Here is a 20579-nt window from a genome sequence, read left to right on the forward strand (position 1 = left end):
GAAGCCCAACCCGCCCTTTCGAGAGGACCCTCCAATGTCTCCCACCCGGACTGCCCTGGCTGTTCCCACCACCAACGCAGAGGTCGCCGCGTTGGACACCGCGAATGTCTTCCACTCCTGGTCAGCCCAGAAAACGCTGAAGCCAATGGCCATAGCCGGTGGTTCCGGCAGCACTGTTTGGGACCACGAGGGCAGGACGTACCTGGATTTCTCCAGCCAGCTTGTCAACACCAACATTGGCCACCAGCATCCGCGCCTCATCGAAGCCATCAAGCAGCAACTGGACACGCTCACCACGGTTGCTCCCGCGCATGCCAACCACACCCGCGCCGTGGCGGCCCGGAAGATCCTGTCCCACGCGCCGTCGACGATGGACAAAGTGTTCTTCACCAACGGCGGCGCGGACGCCAACGAGAATGCCATCCGCATGGCCCGCCTGCACACCGGGCGGGATAAGGTCATCTCCCGTTACCGCTCGTACCACGGCAACACCGGCGCCGCCATCGTGGCCACCGGAGACTGGCGCCGCATCCCCAACGAATACTCCCGCGGACACGTCCACGTCTTTGGGCCGTACCTTTACCGCTCCGAGTTCTGGGCCGAGACCCCGGAACAGGAAGCGCAGCGCGCCCTGCAGCACCTGCGCCGCACCATCGAACTGGAAGGGCCGCAGTCCGTTGCCGCAGTGCTCCTCGAGACCGTTCCCGGGACGGCCGGCATCCTGCTCCCGCCGCCCGGCTACCTCGAGGGCGTCCGTGCACTCTGCGATCAGCATGGAATCGTCCTGATCCTGGACGAGGTCATGGCCGGCTTCGGACGCACCGGCGACTGGTTCGCCCTGGACGCCTTCAATGTCAGGCCCGATCTCATCACCTTTGCCAAGGGCGTCAACTCGGGCTACGTCCCGGTAGGCGGCGTCATCATCTCCGAAGAAATCTCAGCCACGTTCGATGACCGTGTCTTCCCCGGCGGCCTCACCTACTCCGGGCATCCTCTGGCTGCTGCCTCGATTGTTGCTTCGATCGAGGCCTTTGAAGAAGAGGACATCGTAGGGAACGCCGCCCGGATTGGCTGCGACCACCTCGAGCCCGGCCTGGCATCTTTGGCTGATCGGCACGACGTCATCGGTGAAGTCCGTGGACGGGGCGTGTTCTGGGCACTCGAGCTCGTGGAGGACCGCCAGACCCGGACGCCGGTCAGTGCAGCGTTCATGGGCAAGCTCAAAGCGGAACTGCTCCACCGCGGACTGTTGCCCTTCATCGCCGACAATCGCGTGCACGTGGTGCCGCCCGCCGTCGTGACGCCCGAGGAAGTACGCCAGGCGTTGGCGATATACGACGACGCCCTGACCGCCGTCAGCTGATGCGCCCTTGAGGTCAGTTGCCCGCCTGGCTGAGGACGTCCGCCTCCCGTGGTGCCCCCACGGATCCCCGCTGGATCAGTCTGGCCACCAACTCCGGGCCGGACGCAGTGGACTTCCTGCCCTCAATCTGCCGGATCAGTGCTGAAGCCGCTGCAATGCCCATGTCGTAGACGGGCTGCGCGATGACGGTCAAGGGGGAGTGGTGAGGCGTGTCCAGGCGAAGTCGTCGTACATGAGGAACGAGACGTCGCCGGGGATGGAGAGTCCTGCTTCCTGGATGGCTTCCACCACTCCCAGGGCGATCAGGCCATCGGAGGCGATGATGGCGGTGGCCGCGGCAGGCTCCATCAACAGTTCGTTGGTGATCCGTTTGACCGATTCCGCATCGCCGGCGTTGAGCCGTACCAGATCCGCAGGGTGGGTGAGTCCCTCTTCCTCGAACGCGCGACGGATGCCGTCCAGACGGTCCGAGATTTGCGAGGAGTCCAACACCATCCCTTCCTGGTAGGGAGAATCTGATTTCAAGGTCGAGACGAAGGCGATTCGGCGATGTCCGGCCTTGATCAAGTACTTGGTTGACTCGTAGGAGATGCCGCCCATGTCCACGGCGAAGGTCTCAACGTCCAACCCTGCGGCGGCTCGGTCCAGCAGTACCAGAGGCCGCCCGGACTCACGGACCTGGCGCAAATGCGTGGTCTCCACGGACGAGGCAGGAGCCACGATGAGCCCGTCCACGCGCTTGTCCAACAGCACCCGGACGGCATCCACTTCGGCGGCCCGTTCCTCGTCCGTGTTGATGAGGATGACGTTGTAGCCGCTCTTCTTGGCGGTGTCCGTGATGCCCCTCATGGCGAGTCCGAAGTGGGGGTTTTCAATGTCGCCCACCACCACGCCAATAGTGTTGGATTTGCCGGTGTTCATGCTGCGGGCAAGCTCGTTGGGCCGGTACCCAAGCTCCTCGGCCGCGGCCAGGACGCGCTCGCGGACGTCGTCGCTGACTGCACCGTAATTGCCCAGCGCGCGGGCTGCCTGCGCCTTGGACACTTTCGCTGCTTTGGCGACGTCGGCAACCGTTACGTCCCGCCGTCGGGATCCGTCACTGCTCATGTTCACCTTTCAAGAGGGGTGTTGACGCGGCTTTGTGAGTTCCGCTACATTTCATATCAATCGATGTGAGTCCGGTCTCAATCCTAGGGGCTGAGACCGGACTCAACAAGACCCCGCATCGAGCAATAACTTTCAGCGGCTCCTGACAGCACCGCTTTCCCTCCCACGATTGGACAACGCTGTGATCAAACTGAACTTCCGCCCGGCAGCGCTCGCAGCAGCAGCCTTGGCGGCCATCCTTGCCCTCTCCGGCTGCGGTGGATCCTCCGCAAGCTCCTCGCCATCCGCCGAGAATCCCTACGGCCTGATCGAGCCCGGCACCATCCGCGTGGCCAGCCTCGGCGATTCCAAGCCCTACACCTTCACGGACGGCTCGGGAAATTTCACCGGCTTTGACGTGGAACTGTTCAAGGACGTTGCCCATCGCGCCGGCGTCGACAAAGTTGTCTTCACCGGCCAGGACTTCTCCGGACTGCTTGCTGCCGTAGCCAACGGCCAGTTCGACGTTGGTGTGGCAGCGATCGGGATCACCGACAAGCGCAAGGAAACCGTGGACTTCTCCGATGGTTACCTCGCCGGATATCTGACGGTCATCACCACCAAGACTTCCGGCATCAACGACGCCGACGCCCTCAACGGCAAGCGGCTGGGCGTTGTCCAGGGAACCCTGCAGGAAGCCTACGCAGTCAAGAACTTCACCTCGGCGCAGCTGGTCCGCTTCCCGGACAACAACACGGCCATCTCGGCAGTCAACAGCGGTTCCGTGGACGCCCACTTCCTGGACTACGAGGCAGCCAAGGAATACCAAGAGCAGTTCGGACTGGTGAGCGCAGCGGATATTCCGTCCTTCGACGCCCCTGCAGGATTCGCCCTTGCCAAGGACAAGCCCGCTTTCAAAGAAGCGCTGAACAAGGGCCTCGCCGAAGCAATGGAAGACGGCACGTGGAAGAAGCTCTACGAAAAGTGGTTCCCGGGCTCGCCGATGCCGGAGCAGTACCTCCCCAAGGCCGAGCAGACCTCCAGCCCTGCCCCGACCGCCAGCAAGTAAGCCCAACACCTAACGTCTGAGAGCACTCAATGGATTGGCTCAATACCATCAGCCGCACGTTCTTCGACTTTGAAGCCATGGTCGAAGTAATGCCCCAGCTCCTCGGAGTTGGCCTCCTCAACACCCTGATCATCTCCATCGCCGCAACCATTCTTGGCGTAGTGATGGGCATGGTGGTGGCGGTTATGGGCATCTCGCGCTCCAAGTGGCTGCGCATCCCGGCAAGGATTTACACGGACCTCTTCCGTGGCTTACCCGCCATCCTCACCATTCTGCTGATTGGCCAGGGTTTTGCGCGGTTGAGCCAGTCGGTCTTCGGACCCTCTCCGTACCCCCTGGGAATCATCGCCCTGAGTCTCATCGCCAGCGCTTACATCGGAGAGATTTTCCGGGCCGGCATTCAGAGCGTTGACAAGGGCCAAGGGGAAGCTTGCCGCGCTTTGGGCATGAGCTACTCCAAGTCCATGGCCCTGGTAGTGGTGCCGCAAGGCATTCGCAGGGTCCTGCCGGCCTTGGTGAACCAGTTCATTGCGATCGTCAAAGACTCATCGCTGGTCTACTTCCTTGGACTCCTGGTCAGCGAACGTGAACTGTTCCGGGTGGGGCAGGATGCAGCAGTACTGTCCGGCAACCTTTCACCGCTGGTCATGGCAGGCATCTTCTACCTCATCATCACGGTGCCCCTGACCCACCTGGTCAACTACTTCGACAACAAGTTCCGCACCGGCCGCCGCCGTCCCACCGCACCCACCAGTGGGCTGAAGGAAGTCAAGGAACTCGATGCGGCCTCGCCGCTCATCACCGGGAGCAACACGTGAACCTCACAAGCAGCAGCGCCACCAGCACCAACAAGCCCACCCAGGACATCGAGAAGTTCCACGGCTCCAGCTTGGAACTCCAGGACCTGACCATGGCCTACGGGGACGTTGAAGTGCTCCGCAACGTCAGCCTCACCGTGGCCCCGGGAACCACCACCTGCATCATCGGCCCGTCCGGTTCCGGCAAGTCCACGCTCCTGCGCGGAGTCAACCGCCTGCACGAACCCAAGAGTGGCGACGTGCTGCTGGCCGGCGAAAGTGCTCTCAAGGTCAAGCCGGACATCCTCCGCGCACGTATAGGAATGGTGTTCCAGCACTTCAACCTTTTCCCTGACCATACCGCCCTGGAAAACGTGGCGCTGGCCCTCTGGAGCGTCAAGGGAATGTCCAAGTCGGAGGCCCGGGAACGCGCCCGGCGCCGCCTCGCCGAAGTCGGCCTCGCCGAACGCGCAGATCACCGGCCCCGCGACCTCTCCGGCGGCCAGCAGCAACGCGTCGCCATCGCCAGGGCGCTGGCCATGGAGCCCGAGGTCATGCTCTTCGACGAAGCCACCAGCGCCCTGGATCCCGAGCTGGTCAAGGGCGTCCTCAACCTCATGGCCGGCCTGGGCCGCCGCGGCATGACCATGCTGGTGGTCACCCACGAAATGGGCTTCGCCCGCAAAGTGGCAGACCAGGTGGTGTTCATGGATGAAGGCGAAGTCGTGGAAATCGGAACCCCCACCGAGCTCTTCGACAACCCACGCAGCGAACGCCTGCAGCGCTTCCTCTCGGAAGTGCTGTGATGAGCAGGCCAACAGCGGCACTTATCAGAACCGCCGTCGTCGGATTTGGCGTTTCGGGCAAGGTGTTCCACGCACCGTTGATCGAAGCGGACCCGAACTACTCCCTTGACGTCATTGTCACAGCAGATCCGCTGCGCATGGTCGAAGCCCGGCGGCTCTACCCGCAGGCAACGATTGTTCCCACTCCGGAGGACATGTTCGCCCGCGCCGGGGACCTGGACCTGGTGGTCCTTGGAACGCCGCCGCTGACGCACGTTGATCTTGGTGTCATGGCCATCGCCCAGGGGCTCAACGTTGTGGTGGACAAGCCTTTTGTCACCACGGTCGCCCACGGTGAGGATCTGGTCGGGCGGGCGTCCGACGTCGGTGTGCAGCTCACGGTCTTCCAGAACCGCCGGTGGGACGCCGACTTCCTGACGCTGCGGAAGCTGCTGCAGGACGGTGCCTTGGGAGACGTGAGGACGTTCGAGTCGCGCTTTGAATGGTGGCGTCCGGAAGGCTTCGGGAACTGGCGCGATTCGGCCACCCTGGCTGAGGGTGGCGGCATCCTTCATGACCTTGGAGCCCACCTGATCGATCAAGCCATCCAGCTTTTCGGCCCTGTGGAGGACAGCTACGGCGAAACCGCCAACCATGGCCCGTATGAGGCGGCCGCCGACACCGAAGCTTTCGTGTCGCTGCGCCACGAATCCGGCGTCCGGACACGGCTGTGGATGAACGGAATGGCCGCCCAAGTGGGCCCGCGCTTCCACGTCCTCGGCTCCAAAGCCGGCTACACCAAGTGGGGACTCGACGCTCAGGAACCTGCCCTGGCAGCCGGCATCACGCCGTCGGATGCCACGTACGGCACGGAACCCCAGGATTCCTGGGGGCTTCTGGGAGTGGACGGGGCGACCATGCCGGTCCCGGCAGAAAAGGGCGACTATCCACAGTTCTACAGGGAACTCGCAGGCTCGCTCCGTGGGCAGGGGAAGCTTCCGGTGCAGCCGGCGGAAGCCCTGGAAACCCTCAGGATCATCGAAAACATCCACGCGTTCGCATAGGCGCGTTGAGCAGCATTTACCTCAAAGAAAGGGAGAACCATGTCCTCCACCAAGCACGTCGCCGTCATCGGAGGCGGCATCCTGGGCGTATCCACCGCCGTCCACCTGCTCCGCCAAGGCGCCTCCGTCACCCTGTTGACCGAGGAGGGCCTGGCCAGCGAAGCCACCGGCCGGTCACTCTCTTGGCTCAACTCGGCGGGCGAACGCTCCACGCCGTACCACCAGTTGCGGGTGGCCGGCGTTGACCGGTACCGCACTCTCTTTGCCGCCGATCCCAGCCGCGAGTGGCTGCAGTTCGGGGGAGGCCTGATGTGGAACGCTGCCGGGCAGAGCGAGGTCACGGAAGCCCGCCACGCCTACGAGAAGTCCATTGGCTACGACTCCAAGCTGCTGGCCCGCGAAGAAATTGCCTCGGTGACCCCAGGCATCGATGCCGGCGCCGTCCCCGAGAACGCCATCTTCAACCCCGGCGAAGGCTGGGTGAGCCTGCCGGACCTGGTGAACTTCCTGATGGAGGAGTTCCACGCGTTGGGCGGCCGGCTGATCCTTAACGTCGGCAAGTCTTCGGTGATGGTCGACGGCGGACGGGCCACCGGCGTCGAAACCGCCGGCGGTGAAAAGTACCCCGCTGACGCCGTCCTGGTTGCCTGCGGTGCGGCGACGCCCGCCGTCGTGAAGCCGCTTGGCGTGGAGATCCCCAACGGTTCGCCGGTTTCCATGCTGGTGGTCACCAAACCCGTGGAGCACCAGGTGGCCGCAGTGATGAATACGCCCCGGGCTGCTGTTCGTCCCAACCCCGGCAACACTTTCGCCCTGGATCACGACTGGTATGAAGCGAACATCACCGAGCACGCCGACGGTTCTTTCACCATCCCGGATGACGTTGTCCAGGAGCTGGCCGACGAATCCTCCAAGCTCATCGCGGGAAATCCGGAACTCAAGCCGGCGTCCTGGAAGATCGGCTACAAGCCCATCCCCGGTGACGGCGAACCGGTCTTCGGCGAACTCGGTCAAGTGCCTGGCTGCTTCGTAGCCTTCACGCACTCCGGTGCCACGCTGGGCCTCATCGCCGGTGAACTGCTGTCCGGTGAGATCCTGAGCGGCGAAGACCACCCGATGCTGGCCACTTTCCGCCCGGGGCGTTTCTCCTAAACCCCTACAAGGCCAACGGCCCCGATACGCCATCTGCATCAGCGTGTCGGGGCCGCTGAGGGTGGATCATTAACAAATCCTGCAAACCCGCAACACTTCCTCAGGAAAACTCAAGACTCACCCACGGTCCAACTGAGCAGTTTCGGAGAAGCTTTCGGCCCGCCGGCACCGTAGCTTGGGATTAACCGCATGATCACGCAGGACAGACGAAGGAACCCACCATGGCTGAGACTGGAACTACTGACAAGACCAAGTCCTACGACGGCTTCACGGAGGAAGAGCGCGCGGCGATGAAGGAGCGCGCGCAGGAACTGAAGAAGGCTCCGCGCAAGAAGGCGTCCAAAGCCGACGGCGAGGCTGACGTACTGGCCAAAATCGCTGAGATGCCCGAGGGGGACAAAACCATAGCCGAGGCGCTTCACGCGATCGTCAAGGAGCATGCGCCCGAACTCACGCCCAAGACCTGGTACGGGATGCCGGCCTACGCCAAGGACGGAAAGAACATCGTCTTCTTCCAAAGCTCCCACAAGTTCAAGGCCCGGTACGCCACGCTCGGGTTTGAAGAAAATGCCAAGCTCGACGACGGCGACATGTGGCCAACGTCGTTCGCCCTCAAGGAAATCACGCCGGAGGTCGAGGCAAAGATCGTGGAGTTGATCAAGAGGGCGCTGGGATAATCGCTGGCTTCCCTGGCCCCCTCTTCCGCGGCCCTAGGCCGGTTGGCTGTTGGCCGGCGGCAGGTCCGGATTCATGGGTTCCAGGTCCGGATCTTCTGCCGTCCACACCTGCACAATGGCCCAGGCAACCGCCGCAATGGGAACCGACAACACGGCGCCGATGATCCCCGCGAGGATGGTGCCAGCTGTCAGCGCCATCAGGATGACCAGTGCGTGCAGTTCCAGGGACTTGCCCATGACCACCGGCTGAAGGAAGTCACCTTCAAGTTGGTTGACGGCGATCACTGCGATCACGACGATCAGCGCCACGATGGGCCCGTTGGCGACGAGCGCGACCAAAGCTGCCAGGATCCCGGCGACCGTGGCCCCCACCAAGGGGATGAAGGCTCCAATGAACACGATGATTGCCAGGGGGATGGCCAGTGGCACTTGGAAGATGAGCAGGACCGCGCCGATTGCTACCGTGTCCACCAATGCCACGATCGCCGTGCCTCGAACGTAGCCACCCAGGACCTCCATGGTTCGCTTTCCAACCCGGCGAAGCTTCGCTTCCCTCAGGCCGGAGAAGGGTCGCATGAAGAACTCCCAGATCTTGGCGCCGTCCTTGAGGAAGAAGAACAGGATCACTACCACCAGGCTGGCGCCCGCAAGGAACTCGGTCACCACCGATAACCCAGTAACCGCCCCGGAACGCACCTGACTGCTCTGGGCAAACTCCACTGCCGCTTCACGTGCCTGGTTCAACTGCTCCCGGTCGATCGGAAACGGCCCGGTCAGCAGGAAGCTCTCCAACTCATCCAGTCCGGCCGCGGCCTGGCTGATCAGTTCGTCCCATTGGCTGCGCACCGACAGGACGATTACCGTGATGACCCCGCCGAGCACTATCAGAAGGCCCAGGAAAGCGACGCCGGTGGCCAGGCCGCCGCGCCAGCCGCGCCGTCGAAGCATGTTGACGAACGGCCCTATGGCCGCCGCCAGGATCAAGGATATGAGCACCGGGATAACGAGAAGGCGGATTTGAAGCAGCCCGAAGATCGCCACCACCGTCAGGGTCAGAATGAGCAGTATCTGCGCTGCCCGCACGGATGCCCGGCCCAGGGAGTCCTTCCAGAGGTCGGGCTTGCGTTGCTTGCGGACGGAAACGGGCGCTGTTTCCTCGTGTGCCGTCATGGGGGCTCCTGTTCGTTCGCATCGGTCAACCGACCTGATCAAACATAAGCCTACTGACTAATGCCCCTCCCCGGTGCGTCGGATCCAGTGCGTGGGATCGGGGTGCGGGGGTACCGGACCCGGGTCGGGAACCGGCGATGGCCCGGGTGTGGGGTTTGGATCCGGAATGGGGCTGGGTGGAAACGGGGTGGTGGGGTCCGGTGGTGGTGGCACCGGTCCTGGGTCCGGGGGAAATGGCTCGGGCTCGTGAGTGGGAGGAAGGGTCATGATCTCTCCTTTGCGTACGCGGGTGTAGTGCTCCGGGCAGATGCTTGCAGCCTACTCCCGGTTGCGTGGCAGCTACAGGGTTCCAGCGTTTGTGAATTTCTAGGTCAAATGACCTAAAGTGAGTGTCATGAATGATCTCCTTGAATCTGATCCCGCCGGTCCCATCCTGATCGTCGGCGGCTACGGCACTGTTGGCACGGCACTCACGCGACTCGCAGGTACGCAATGGCCGTTGCTCCTCACAGGCAGGAACCCGGACCGCGGCAGCCACCTGGCAAGCGGAAACGTGACCCTCCAACGATGGGACCTCAGCCGCCCGGAACCCTTCGAAGCCAAGGTCAGGGCGGTGATCAGCACTGTCAACGACCCCGACGACAGGGTCCTCCGCGCTGCCGTCAGCGCCGGCATCCCGTACGTCGACGTCACCCGCTGGACCAGCCGCGTCACCAGGGCAGCCACCCTGGCAACCCTCCTGCGGCCAACTGCTCCTGTATTGCTGAGCTCGGGCTGGATGGGCGGCGTGATCAACATCGTCGCAGCAGACTTGGTCCAAGACGCGGGCGGCGGTGACCAGATTGACGTCGCCATCCGCTACGACATCAACGACCGCGCTGGAGTTGATTCAGTGGACTTCATGGACCGGCTGGGACTGGACTTTGAAGTACGCAAAGGCGGTAAGGCCGCCGTCGTGCGTCCCTTGAGCGACACCCGTTGGGTGGACATTGCCGGGCACCGTACCAAGGTGGCGCGGCTCGACACGCCTGAACAATTCACTTTGCCGCTCACCCTTGGCGCCGGATCGGTGGCAACCCGGATCGGGTTCAGCTCCAATACGTCCACGACGGCGTTGCTCGCCGCACGTGCGGTGGGACTGTTCCGCTGGGGTAGTGGGGAACGGTGGACACCGCTGCGACGCTCCCTGTTGTACTCGCCCGGCGCGGGCGGCACTGCCCACATCCGTGTTGACGTGAAAGGGCCGGGTGGAACACGAACGGCCGTCATTTCAGATCCGCAAGGCCAGGCCCATCTGACCGCGTTGGGCGGATTGCTGGGGCTGCGCGCAGTTCTCGAGGAGGGCGCGCGGCCCGGTGTTTCCTTCCCCGAATCCGCGCCGGATCCAGCGTCCCGACTCGCGGAACTTGAATCGCACGGTGTGACAATATTGAGGTCATGACCGAAAGCAAGGGCGCCCTGAGGAAGGCTGCGCTCCTTGACGCTGCTGAAGAAGTACTGGTCACCAAGGGCAACGCGAACGCGGCAATGCGGGACTTTGCCGCTGCCGCAGGGGTGCGGATCGGACATCTGCAGCACTACTTTCCTACCCGTTCCGACCTCATCCGCGCCGTCCTTGAGCGAGCCCTGGAGCGCTCGCTGCGGCGGCTTGAGGAGACAGCCGGGTTCGACCTCGGCTCAGACGCGTCAGGCACGTTGTCCCGGGACGATTCCTACCGGCTGCTCACCGCGCTGCTTCTGGAGCATTCGGAGTTGGCTGATGTGAGGATGCACGTGGAGATCTGGGCACTGGCCGCCTCGGATGATCAGGCGGCCGGTGCTCTGCGGTCCTTTTACACTCAGTACGCTGCGCACGTACAGGGCGTGGTCCGGAGGGGCCGGCCGGACCTGTCGGAGCCGACCCTGAGAGGAGTGGCGGCTGCGATCGTCAGCCTTTTTGAGGGAGCGGCCGTGACACGATCCGACATCGCGGGGCTACGCACCGAGCAAGGCGATCACGCCATCATCCGCACTGCACAATGGCTGATCCACGGACAGGAAGCCGCCCAGTGACCCACCTGAGGCCCACGCCCGCGCAGCTCCGCTGGCAACAACTCGAATTCGGCGCCTTCATCCACTTCGGCATCAATACCTTTGCCGGAAAGGAGTGGAGCGACGGCACCATTCCGCCGTCGAAATTCAACCCGACGGAGCTCGACGCCGGCAGTTGGGTCCGTGCGGCCAAGGAAGCCGGAGCCAGGTACTTGATCCTCACTGCCAAGCACCACGACGGATTCTGCCTCTGGCCCACGGCGACGACTGACTACTCCGTCGCGTCCTCGCCGTGGCGCGGTGGTTCAGGCGATGTTGTTCGCGACGTTGCCGAGGCCTGCGCAGAACAGGGCGTAGGACTGGGGCTCTACCTGTCGCCCTGGGACCGGAACGCGGACTGTTACAGCGATCCCGCAGCCTACGACGACTTCTACGTTCAGCAGCTCACGGAACTCTGCACCGGTTATGGCCCGCTCATGGAGTTGTGGTTCGACGGCGCCGGGTCTGTTGGCCGGGAGTACGACTGGGAACGGATCATCGCTGTTGTTAAGGAGCACCAGCCGGACGCCATGATCTTCAACATGGGCCAGCCCACCATCCGCTGGGTAGGCAATGAGAACGGACTGGCGTCGGACCCCGTGAACTACGTGGTGGACCGCACGTCCGACACCCAGTACACGGATTCCAGCTCCGGGCTACGGGCCGAACGCTATCTGCCGCCTGAGTGCGATGTTTCCCTGCGCCGCGGCTGGTTCTGGCACCCCGACGACGAGCCCAAATCCACCGAACACCTGCTCGCGATTTACTACCAATCGGTGGGAATGGGTGCGAACCTCCTCCTGAACCTTCCGCCGGACACTCGGGGTTTGATTCCGGAGCAGGATGTCGCGAGGCTTCAGGAGTGGAAGGCCGAGCTGGACCGCCGCCTCTCCGGCGCGGTTGAGGCCACGCTTGAACACCACGACGGCGGAGCGACCCTGAGCTTCCCAGCTGCGGTGACGTTCAACCACGTGGAGCTCGTTGAGGACCTGAGTTCGGGGCAGCGGATCACTCAGCACGCGGTGTTTGGTGATGACGGCGTTGGTTATCACGGTATTGGTGATCACGGTATTGGGGGAGCGGGCCTTGTTGAGGGGATGACGGTAGGCAACCGACGCATTCACCAACTGCCCGTTGTCACCGCAAAAAGGTTGCACGTGAAACTAAGCGGTAAGGGCGACGGAGGCCGCCTCAGCTCAGCGCGTGTCTACACCGGAGCGCTGGATGCCGCAGCGCCGATGATTCCCGAAGGCTACGAAGCCCCCACAGACGCGCCGGACTAACAGCCCAACTAGGTAACAGTAAACGTCCCATTGAGCGCTCAATGGGACATTTACTGTTACCTGGTTGGGAGCCCGGCTCTTCCCACACCGACCCCCAGAACATGATGCAGGGAGGTAGCAACAGCTGCCCTCAAAAAGTTTTCAAAAAACTTTGTACTCCGCGTAACCCTTTGGCGTACGTGGTCGATTACGTCTGTGAAAGGGCCGAGCTGGAATTTGTCCCCCATCATGTTCCAGCTCGGCTCTTCCTTGTCCGGAGGAGTTCGTCCAAAGTAGTTTCCCGGACAAGCGGGTCCTCCCTGGGGACGGCCCGGCCGAGCAGATACCCTTGGTGGGGTTGTCCGTCGTTCAACGCGGATGACCTGGCTGGAAAGCCACGGACCTGCCGCCGATCGAAAGTCCCACAATTGTGACCGACGCATTGACCGACGAAGAGCTTCATGCGCTCAAGGGCAATACCGCGGAACTGTTCAGCGCCGTCTACCAGGCCTACGCGGGCCAGGTTCTCGGATACCTGACGGCCAAAGGCGTGCCCGATCCTGAAGCAAGTACGCAGGACGTGTTCCTGGCAGTGTTGCCGCGGCTTGATGACCTCAGCGGTGGCGTCAATGGCTTGCGGACTTTCATTTTCTCGGTGGCCCATGCACGCATGGTGGATGAGCACCGGAAGCAAACCCGGGCGCCCATACAGCACGAGTTCGAGCCCGAACGGGACACACGCGAATCGAGCTCTGCGGAGGCCGAAGCTTTGTCCAGGCTGGCGCCATATGAGGTTGCGGCGCTTCTGGACAACCTGGGCGACGACCAGCGGGAGGTCCTGCATCTCCGCATCGTGGGCGGCCTGACGGTTGAACAGGTAGCCGACATCATGGGGAAAACCGCTGGCGCCGTCAAGCAATTACAGCGCCGGGCCCTCATTACGCTCCGTGAGCATTCGGCAGTAAAGGATTATGTGTCGCCATGACGTACAGGGAAACAGAACGCGAAGCGATCGTGGACGAGTTACTGCTCGACGCCGGACTCGCCGACGCTTCAGACGTCCGTCAAGCGCTGGTTTCGCTGGGTACCTTTGCCCACCTTCCGGCTCCCGCTCCCAGCCCGGAACTCGCTGCCATGATCGCCGGCCCGCACGATGAACTGTCCAAGCGTCGCTGGCGGCACAAGCACCGGACCGCGGTGGTCAGCATCGCGGTAGTGGCTGCAATGGGACTTGGGGTGAGCGGGGTCGCCGCGGCCAGCTCGGGATTCACCCGGAATCCTTCCTTCATTGACCAGCTCATCAGCAATTTCCACCCCCGACCATCAGTCGCGGCACCCGAAGTGCCATCGCCTGACGCCCCCAGGGTCACCACGGAACCGGCTCCTGCTGCAGACCCCGCGGCGATTCCACCTGCCTCGGAAGCGGCATCCATCCCGGTGCCCGCGGCTGCCAACGCCGATAATGTGGCACAGGCACAGGCACAGGCACAGGCACAGGCACAGGCACCCGACGCCGTCCCGGCAGTGCCTGCAGTGCCTGCACCGAAACCTGCTGACGCCGGCGCTGCGAACGGCGGGGCTGCGCAGCCGGGCGCTGCCGACGCCGGCGCTGCCCAAGCAAGAACTGCCAAGCCGAACAAATCACTTGACGGCGCAGCCCAGGGGCCGGAGGCCAAGGAAAACCAGCTCGGGCGGCAGGGCGCGGATTCCCCTAAGGCTGAAGCGTCAAAAGCCGACACCGGAAAGCCGGCAAAGCCCGGGCTCAGCGGCAAGCAAGGAGCGCTGCTTCCGGCGCTGTCTGACAAGCGCACCGAAGAGCAGTTCCAGCCCATGATGGACAAGTGGAAGAAGTGGCTGAAACAGGGTCACCGCTAGACGCTCGCCACCTGGTACAGATGCAGAATATTCGGCCAGGATGCCCGCCGGTGGGCGGGTAGTCTGGGGGAATGATGCATGTCAACGATCCTGCCGTCGTGGAACGCTTGATGCGAACAAAAGGCACCTGGGCCATCGTGGGCCTCAGCACCAACCAATGGCGTTCCGCGTATGAGGTCTCGCTCTATGTCAGGGACACCATGGGCATGGAGATCATTCCCGTTAATCTCAAGGGCGAGGACGTGCACGGCGAGAAGGGGTACACGGCCCTGGCGGATATTCCGGCAGCCAGGCATCCCATCGACGTTGTTGAGTGCTTCGTCAACTCCCAGCGCGTTGGTGCGGTGATCGACCAGGCGATTGCGATCGGCGCCAAGGCCGTGTGGCTGCAGCTGGGCGTTTTCGATGACGAAGCTACCCAGCGGGCCAAGGACGCGGGCCTTGAAGTGGTAGTGAACTCCTGCCCGGCACGCGAAGGCTGGCACTACGGCTTGTGATTCCAGGCCCGATTCCTCTGTTAGATTTCAGCTGAATCATTTCTTGAGTCTTGGGGGACAGCCATGTTCGGCGGCCATTCTGCGATGCCATTTTCTACTCCCAGCAGGCGGGCCGCTTTCGGCATCCTTGGCGCTTCCATGGTGGCCGGCCTGACAGCTTGTACAGCAGCGGAAAGTTCGACGCCGGCGCTGACGCCCACTGGCGCTGCCGGGTCGCCCGAGGTGCCGGGGCAGAACGGTGCACTGGGCGTCGGAGGCGAGGTTCCGACGTCGTCCGCTTCGCCGACGCCGATGCCAACCACGACGCCCACCAAGCGCATCCGGCGCACCTTCATTCCGGACTACCAACTCCCGCCGATCGTGGGCGGCCTGGCGCCAGTGATCAGCAAGATCGAGACCAAGCACCCGGTGGTGTTCCTGACCATCGATGACGGCAACATCAAGACGCCGGAATCCGTGAAGCTGATGGCGGAGTACGACTACCCCGCGTCACTGTTCCTCACCAAGGACACCGTGGCGGACAACCCGGCTTTCTTCAACGCCTTCAAAGCCCAGGGCAGCCTGATTGAGAACCATACGGTCACGCACAACATCAACATGGTCCGGCAGTGGGGTTACCAGCAGCAGGTCAACGACATGGTGGGAATGCAGGAGTACGCGTTCCAGCACTACGGCCGCCGTCCCACGCTGTTCAGGCCGCCTGGAGGGGCCTACTCCAACGTGATGCGGCAAGCCGTGGCGGCATCGGGCATGAAGGCGATCGTCACCTGGGAAGCCAAGGCCAACGCTGGGAAAATGGACTACCAGGTGGGGAACTCCCTGCGCCCGGGTGACATTGTGCTCATGCATTTCCGTGCCGAATTCGCCGCCGACCTCGCTGCATTCCGCGCAGCCCAGCTGGCTGCGGGGCTGGAAGTGGTGCTGCTGGAGGACTTCCTGGGCGTGGCGTAGGCAGTGGCGTAGCCGTGGCCCCGCGCACGGAGCACCAGTAGGCTCGCTCCATGGACGTTTCCACCCTCCGCGACATCTGCCTGGGCTTTCCCGGCGCCTTCGAAGATTTCCCGTTCGGACCTGAGACGTCCGTGTTCAAGGTGCGGGCCGCCGTCGCCGGCGGTGCCCGCCACGAGGCGAAGATGTTCGCCCTTTCCACGATGGATCCGGACAACTGGTCCGTGAGCCTCAAGTGCGAGCCCGCGTTGGCGGAGCAGCTCAGGGCAGCGAACCCCGAGATCACGGGTGCCTGGCACATGAATAAGACCCATTGGAACGGTGTCCGGCTGGATGGCGCCCTGTCCGACGCCATGGTGCGGGACATGGTGGAGGACTCTTATGACCTGGTGGTGGCAACGTTGAGCCGCAAGCAGCAGGAGCAACTGGGCTGGGCCCGGCTCGCAAAGCCTCAGGGCAACTGACACGCCCGCGCACACCCTCCCCACGGCGCTGACATGGGGCTAGATTGATACTGCATACCTAAAGACCTCAGCTACGGGCTGGTCAGGAGCGGTTTGATGCTGGATCAGAAGACACTGGACCACCTTTGGAACTTTCGCGATCCTGCTGCCTCGGAAGCCAGATTCCGTGCCGCAATGATCGAGGAAATGTACGACGCCGATGAACGTGCTGAGTTGGCAACCCAGCTTGGGCGGGCCATCAGTTTGCAAGGCCGCTTCGAGGAAGCCGATGCACTTCTGGACGACATCGACGACGACGAGCCCACCGTGGGCGTGCGCATCCTCCTGGAACGCGGGCGGGTTTTGAATGCCGGCGGACGTCCCGCCATGGCCGTTCCCCTCCTGGAGCAGGCCGCCGAGTTGGCGGACCACCTTGGTGAGGAATTCCTGGCCGTCGATGCACTGCACATGCTCTCGCTCGCGGATGCCGCGAACGCCGAGGTCTGGATGCGAAGCGCCCTCGAATATGCCTCGACAGCCCGTGATGAGCGGACCAAGCGCTGGATGATTGCTTTGCACGTTGGCCTCGGCACGTTTCTGAGCGGTAAAAAGCGGCTCACGGAGGCCATGGTGGAGTTCCAATTGGCCGAGCAATGGGCGGAACGACTGGGATCCGAGGGGCAGAAGGCGTTGGCCCGGGAGGCCATCACAGAGTGCGGAAAAGCCCTCGCCGAAGGACCATAGAAAGATCACGCTTTGACATATGTTGATCGAAACTGCCGCGAAATATTGATTTTCGATCATTCGTGGTGAATTATGTCACAGAAGGTTGGTGCTGCCAGAGCGCCAACCCAGACTGTCTGACTGACCGGCTTTTCCGCCGCAACAGTCGACACTACGAGTCACTGGAGGGTTTAGAAATGAACGTTCAGCACCAGTCCGTCGGTCGCCGTGGATTCCTGCGCGGAGCACTCGCTGCAGCCGTGCTCGTGCCCATGGGGGGAACCATTGCTTCATGTGCCGCAGGTGGCGGCACCACCACCGCCGGCCCCACGGGCACTGTCTCCGACACCAACCCGTTCGGCATGGCAGACAAGTCCACAGTGGACGCCGTGATCTTCAAGGGCGGCTACGGGATCGACTACGTCGAGTTCGCAGGCAAGGCCTTCGAAAAGGCGCATGAGGGTTCCACGGCCAAGATCTCCCCGTCCACGGACATCGCCCAGGAACTTCAGCCGCGCTTTGTCGGTGGCAATCCGCCGGACCTGATCGACAACTCCGGCGCCAAGGCCATCGGCTTCAGCACCATCCTTGCCCAGCTTGAGGACCTCACCAGCGTTGTGGAGGCCAAGAACCTTGAAGGCAAGGTCATCAAGGACACCCTGTACACAGGCGTACTGGCTCCGGGCACATTCGACGGCAAGCTTGCTGCACTGAACTACGTCCTGACCGTCTTTGCCGTGTGGTACTCCGACTCCCTGCTCAAGGAAAACGGCTGGACCGTTCCGAAGACCTGGGATGAGATGTACGCACTCGGCGAGCAGGCCAAAGCCAAGGGCAAGTACCTCTTTGTCTGGGGCAAGGAAGCTGCCACGTACTACCAGGAACTGGCCATTGCTTCTGCCATCAAGGAAGGCGGCGACGACGTTCGCCTCGCCCTGGAGAACCTCAAGGCCGATTGCTGGTCGCACCCGGCCATCCAGTCCGTCTTCACGGCCCTGGACAAGATCGTCAAGGCCGGCTTCTTCAAGCCCGGCGGTTCCGGCACCCAGTTCACGGCCGCCCAGGCACAGTGGAGCAACGCCCAGGAGGCTGTGTTCTACCCCTCGGGTTCCTGGATCGAGAACGAAATGAAGGACCAGACCAAGGCCGGCTTCAACATGATGGGTGCCCCGGCCCCGTCCGTGAGCGCCAGCCCCAAGATGCCGCAGACAGCACTTCACAGCGCTGCAGGCGAGCCGTTCATTGTTCCGAGCCAGGGCAAGAACGCCGCCGGCGGCAAGGAGTTGCTCCGGATCATGCTCTCCAAGGAAGCTGCCACCAACTTCGCCAAGACCAAGCTTGCTCCCACCATCGTCAAGGACACCGTCCCGGCCGATGGATTCGGGTCCACAGCCCTGGTTTCGCAGACGAAGATGCTCAGTGACGCCGGCGAGAACATCTACACCTGGAACTTCATCGACCTGTACGGCACCAACAAGGACCAGCTGGTGGTTTGGAACACCTTCCTGGACGGCAAGTCGGACGTCGCAACCCTCACCTCGGCACTCCAGAACATCACCGACAAGGTCCGCAATGACAGCTCGGTCAAGAAGATCGAAGTGAAGTGACCTCAGTGAAAACTCAGCAGAGCCGGAACGACGACGGCCTGGCCGCCGTCGTTCCGGCGCCGGCTCCACCGCAAGTGGTTAAGCGGCGGCGGAAGCCGTTGACGTGGGACAAGGTCAGCTTCTTCGCGGTCTTCCTCGGACTGCCGTTGGCGATCTACCTCTTGTTCGTGATTTGGCCCTTTATCCAGGCATTCGGGTATTCGCTGACGGACTGGTCCGGCTTCTCGCCCAACCAGAACTTCATCGGCCTCGAAAACTACGTGAAGATCTTTACCGACGACATCTTCATGAAGGCGATGTCCAACAACATCATCCTGGTCATTTTCCTCCCCATCATCACCATCATCCTGAGCCTGGTGCTTGCGTCGCTGGTGACGGTAGGCGGGAGCAGCAAAGGCCAGATCAAGGGTTTGCGCAATTCCAGCTTCTACCGCGTGGTGTCGTTCTTCCCGTACACCATTCCGGCAGTAGCCATCGGCATCATGTGGGGGCAGATCTACGATCCTTCCGGTGGCCTGCTGAACGGCATCCTCACCGGGATGGGACTGGACCAGTTCAAGGACTTCGCCTGGCTGGGTGATAAGAACACCGCCATGATCGCCACCATGTTCGTGATCGTCTGGGGCTTTGTTGGCTTCTACATGGTCCTGTTCGTGGCCGGTATCAAGGGCATTCCTGCCGAGCTTTTCGAAGCCGCCAGGATCGACGGCGCGGGACGCTTCCGCACCGCAATGTCCATCACCATCCCGCTGATCCGCGACAACATCCAGACCGCCTACATCTACATGGGCATCCTCGCGTTGGACGCGTTCGTCTACATGGCCGCGCTGAACTCCGGCGGTGGTCCGGACAATTCCACGCTGGTCATGGCACAACAACTGTTCTTCACGGCTTTCAGCAAGGGACAGTTCGGTCTCGCCAGCGCCATGGGGGTTGTGCTGGCCATTGCCACGCTGATCTTCTCCGGACTGGTGTTTGTGGTTAACCGGCTCACCGGCGGCGATAAGGATGTGAGCCTGTAATGAGTACCAAAGTCTCAACCCCGGAAATGAAGTCACTGCACTTCCAGCCCCGGACCCCGGCAACCACGAAGGGCGACAAAGTGGTGGGAGCGGTGTCCCACACCGCGCTGACCATCTGGACGCTGATCGTTATCCTGCCGCTCCTGTGGACGTTCATGTCCTCCTTCAAGACCTCCAGCGAGATTTTCGCTTCACCGTTCGCTTTGCCTGGTGAATGGAAGCTGGACAACTACGTCAAGGCCTGGAGCGAAGCCGGCATCGGCAGCGCCTTCCTGAACTCGATCATCGTTGTGGCCGCAGCACTGGTGATCGTCATGGTCCTCGGTGCGATGTGTGCCTACGTCCTTGCCCGGTACACCTTCCGGGGCAGCAGGGCCATCTACTACCTGATGCTCGCCGGGCTGACGTTCCCGATCTTCCTTGCCATGGTGCCGTTGTTCTTCGTGCTGAAGAACATGGGACTGCTGAACACCCTGCCGGGCCTGATCCTGGTGTATGTGGGCTTCGCGCTTCCGTTCACGGTGTTCTTCCTCTTCTCCTTCTTCAAGTCTCTGCCGCACGAAATCACCGAAGCAGCAGCGCTTGACGGCGCAGGGGAGTGGCGGACGTTCTTCCAGGTCATGTTGCCGATGGCCAAGCCGGGCCTTGCCTCGGTTGCCATCTTCAACTTCCTGGGCCTCTGGAACCAGTTCCTGATTCCCGTGTCCATCAACGCCGCCGGCCCGCGCGTCCTGTCCCAGGAACTCGCGGCCTTCGCCGGCCAAATGGGCTACGCAGTGGACTACGGCGCGCTGTTCGCAGCCGTCAGCGTCACCGTCATCCCGGTGCTCATTGTCTACGTGATCTTCCAGCGCCAGCTGCAGGGGTCCGTTTCGCAAGGCACTTCGAAGTAGTACATCCACGCTAAAACAGCATTCGACGGCGGTCCTCACCTTACGGTGCGGGCCGCCGTCGAGTTTTTGTACAGCT

20 protein-coding genes and 1 pseudogene are annotated in these 20579 nt (G+C 62.6%); 19 read left to right on the plus strand and 2 right to left on the minus strand.

Annotation, left to right across the window (positions count from 1 at the left end; translation table 11 throughout):
- The first annotated feature begins 34 nt into the window (after positions 1–34).
- Positions 35–1363: an aspartate aminotransferase family protein gene (locus tag CGK93_RS03110; protein ID WP_089593560.1), complete on the plus strand. Its 1329-nt coding sequence runs from the start codon at positions 35–37 to the stop codon at positions 1361–1363.
- 13 nt (positions 1364–1376) lie between these two features.
- Here CGK93_RS03110 and CGK93_RS03115 read toward each other — a convergent pair.
- A pseudogene (locus tag CGK93_RS03115) lies at positions 1377–2470 on the minus strand (LacI family DNA-binding transcriptional regulator).
- 181 nt (positions 2471–2651) lie between these two features.
- On the opposite strand from CGK93_RS03115, the gene CGK93_RS03120 reads away from it, so the two are divergent.
- The 6 genes from CGK93_RS03120 (at position 2652) to CGK93_RS03145 (ending at position 7993) form a co-directional block, all read left to right on the plus strand.
- Positions 2652–3518 (plus strand): ABC transporter substrate-binding protein, encoded by an 867-nt coding sequence (locus tag CGK93_RS03120; RefSeq protein ID WP_089593561.1) that lies wholly within the window; start codon positions 2652–2654, stop codon positions 3516–3518.
- A 29-nt stretch (positions 3519–3547) separates the two neighbouring features.
- On the plus strand, positions 3548–4336 hold the full coding sequence (locus CGK93_RS03125; RefSeq protein WP_089593562.1) for an amino acid ABC transporter permease: 789 nt from the start codon (positions 3548–3550) through the stop codon (positions 4334–4336).
- Positions 4333–5121 (plus strand): amino acid ABC transporter ATP-binding protein, encoded by a 789-nt coding sequence (locus CGK93_RS03130; protein WP_269768468.1) that lies wholly within the window; start codon positions 4333–4335, stop codon positions 5119–5121. The genes CGK93_RS03125 and CGK93_RS03130 overlap by 4 nt, the downstream gene beginning before the upstream one ends.
- Entirely contained in the window at positions 5121–6164 is a 1044-nt protein-coding gene (locus CGK93_RS03135) for a Gfo/Idh/MocA family protein (RefSeq protein WP_089593563.1), read from the plus strand. Before CGK93_RS03130 ends, CGK93_RS03135 begins: the two co-directional genes overlap by 1 nt.
- A 39-nt stretch (positions 6165–6203) precedes the next feature.
- On the plus strand, positions 6204–7316 hold the full coding sequence (locus CGK93_RS03140; RefSeq protein WP_089593564.1) for an NAD(P)/FAD-dependent oxidoreductase: 1113 nt from the start codon (positions 6204–6206) through the stop codon (positions 7314–7316).
- A 221-nt stretch (positions 7317–7537) separates the two neighbouring features.
- Entirely contained in the window at positions 7538–7993 is a 456-nt protein-coding gene (locus tag CGK93_RS03145) for an iron chaperone (RefSeq protein WP_089593565.1), read from the plus strand.
- A 33-nt stretch (positions 7994–8026) separates the two neighbouring features.
- On the opposite strand, the gene CGK93_RS03150 is transcribed toward CGK93_RS03145, so the two are convergent.
- Entirely contained in the window at positions 8027–9163 is a 1137-nt protein-coding gene (locus CGK93_RS03150) for an AI-2E family transporter (RefSeq protein ID WP_089593566.1), read from the minus strand.
- 394 nt (positions 9164–9557) lie between these two features.
- On the opposite strand from CGK93_RS03150, the gene CGK93_RS03155 reads away from it, so the two are divergent.
- The 12 genes from CGK93_RS03155 to CGK93_RS03210 all read left to right on the plus strand — a co-directional run bounded on the left by CGK93_RS03155 (position 9558) and on the right by CGK93_RS03210 (position 20503).
- Positions 9558–10604: a saccharopine dehydrogenase gene (locus CGK93_RS03155; protein WP_089593567.1), complete on the plus strand. Its 1047-nt coding sequence runs from the start codon at positions 9558–9560 to the stop codon at positions 10602–10604.
- Positions 10601–11215: a TetR/AcrR family transcriptional regulator gene (locus CGK93_RS03160; RefSeq protein ID WP_089593568.1), complete on the plus strand. Its 615-nt coding sequence runs from the start codon at positions 10601–10603 to the stop codon at positions 11213–11215. Before CGK93_RS03155 ends, CGK93_RS03160 begins: the two co-directional genes overlap by 4 nt.
- Positions 11212–12516, plus strand: a complete 1305-nt coding sequence (locus tag CGK93_RS03165; protein ID WP_232481529.1) for an alpha-L-fucosidase — start codon at positions 11212–11214, stop codon at positions 12514–12516. Before CGK93_RS03160 ends, CGK93_RS03165 begins: the two co-directional genes overlap by 4 nt.
- 409 nt (positions 12517–12925) lie before the next feature.
- Positions 12926–13480, plus strand: coding sequence for an RNA polymerase sigma factor (locus CGK93_RS03170; protein ID WP_089593570.1), 555 nt, complete (start codon positions 12926–12928; stop codon positions 13478–13480).
- On the plus strand, positions 13477–14370 hold the full coding sequence (locus CGK93_RS03175; protein ID WP_089593571.1) for a hypothetical protein: 894 nt from the start codon (positions 13477–13479) through the stop codon (positions 14368–14370). The genes CGK93_RS03170 and CGK93_RS03175 overlap by 4 nt, the downstream gene beginning before the upstream one ends.
- Positions 14371–14441: 71 nt before the next feature.
- On the plus strand, positions 14442–14867 hold the full coding sequence (locus tag CGK93_RS03180) for a CoA-binding protein (RefSeq protein WP_089593572.1): 426 nt from the start codon (positions 14442–14444) through the stop codon (positions 14865–14867).
- 84 nt (positions 14868–14951) lie between these two features.
- A complete protein-coding gene (locus CGK93_RS03185; protein ID WP_232481530.1) occupies positions 14952–15818 on the plus strand; it encodes a polysaccharide deacetylase family protein in 867 nt (288 codons plus the stop codon).
- A gap of 50 nt (positions 15819–15868) precedes the next feature.
- Positions 15869–16279, plus strand: a complete 411-nt coding sequence (locus tag CGK93_RS03190) for an MmcQ/YjbR family DNA-binding protein (protein WP_089593574.1) — start codon at positions 15869–15871, stop codon at positions 16277–16279.
- A gap of 96 nt (positions 16280–16375) precedes the next feature.
- Positions 16376–17002: a hypothetical protein gene (locus CGK93_RS03195; RefSeq protein WP_089593575.1), complete on the plus strand. Its 627-nt coding sequence runs from the start codon at positions 16376–16378 to the stop codon at positions 17000–17002.
- A gap of 176 nt (positions 17003–17178) precedes the next feature.
- A complete protein-coding gene (gene ngcE, locus CGK93_RS03200; protein ID WP_089593576.1) occupies positions 17179–18588 on the plus strand; it encodes an N-acetylglucosamine/diacetylchitobiose ABC transporter substrate-binding protein in 1410 nt (469 codons plus the stop codon).
- A gap of 5 nt (positions 18589–18593) precedes the next feature.
- A complete protein-coding gene (locus CGK93_RS03205) occupies positions 18594–19610 on the plus strand; it encodes a carbohydrate ABC transporter permease (protein ID WP_089597148.1) in 1017 nt (338 codons plus the stop codon).
- Complete coding sequence (locus CGK93_RS03210) at positions 19610–20503, plus strand: carbohydrate ABC transporter permease (protein WP_026541797.1); 894 nt, start codon at positions 19610–19612, stop codon at positions 20501–20503. Before CGK93_RS03205 ends, CGK93_RS03210 begins: the two co-directional genes overlap by 1 nt.
- Positions 20504–20579: the final 76 nt, after the last annotated feature.

It is taken from the genome of Arthrobacter sp. YN (assembly GCF_002224285.1).
Taxonomy (GTDB): domain Bacteria; phylum Actinomycetota; class Actinomycetes; order Actinomycetales; family Micrococcaceae; genus Arthrobacter.

Bases quoted from the DNA above. Each gene is read 5' to 3' on its own strand.
- ngcE (WP_089593576.1), top strand. From the start codon at position 17,179: ATGAACGTTCAGCACCAGTCCGTCGGTCGCCGTGGATTCCTGCGCGGA.
- CGK93_RS03140 (WP_089593564.1), top strand. From the start codon at position 6,204: ATGTCCTCCACCAAGCACGTCGCCGTCATCGGAGGCGGCATCCTGGGC.
- CGK93_RS03210 (WP_026541797.1), top strand. From the start codon at position 19,610: ATGAGTACCAAAGTCTCAACCCCGGAAATGAAGTCACTGCACTTCCAG.
- CGK93_RS03155 (WP_089593567.1), top strand. From the start codon at position 9,558: ATGAATGATCTCCTTGAATCTGATCCCGCCGGTCCCATCCTGATCGTC.
- CGK93_RS03135 (WP_089593563.1), top strand. From the start codon at position 5,121: ATGAGCAGGCCAACAGCGGCACTTATCAGAACCGCCGTCGTCGGATTT.
- CGK93_RS03190 (WP_089593574.1), top strand. From the start codon at position 15,869: ATGGACGTTTCCACCCTCCGCGACATCTGCCTGGGCTTTCCCGGCGCC.
- CGK93_RS03175 (WP_089593571.1), top strand. From the start codon at position 13,477: ATGACGTACAGGGAAACAGAACGCGAAGCGATCGTGGACGAGTTACTG.
- CGK93_RS03125 (WP_089593562.1), top strand. From the start codon at position 3,548: ATGGATTGGCTCAATACCATCAGCCGCACGTTCTTCGACTTTGAAGCC.
- CGK93_RS03185 (WP_232481530.1), top strand. From the start codon at position 14,952: ATGCCATTTTCTACTCCCAGCAGGCGGGCCGCTTTCGGCATCCTTGGC.
- CGK93_RS03145 (WP_089593565.1), top strand. From the start codon at position 7,538: ATGGCTGAGACTGGAACTACTGACAAGACCAAGTCCTACGACGGCTTC.
- CGK93_RS03195 (WP_089593575.1), top strand. From the start codon at position 16,376: ATGCTGGATCAGAAGACACTGGACCACCTTTGGAACTTTCGCGATCCT.
- CGK93_RS03160 (WP_089593568.1), top strand. From the start codon at position 10,601: ATGACCGAAAGCAAGGGCGCCCTGAGGAAGGCTGCGCTCCTTGACGCT.
- CGK93_RS03110 (WP_089593560.1), top strand. From the start codon at position 35: ATGTCTCCCACCCGGACTGCCCTGGCTGTTCCCACCACCAACGCAGAG.
- CGK93_RS03150 (WP_089593566.1), bottom strand. From the start codon at position 9,163: ATGACGGCACACGAGGAAACAGCGCCCGTTTCCGTCCGCAAGCAACGC.
- CGK93_RS03180 (WP_089593572.1), top strand. From the start codon at position 14,442: ATGATGCATGTCAACGATCCTGCCGTCGTGGAACGCTTGATGCGAACA.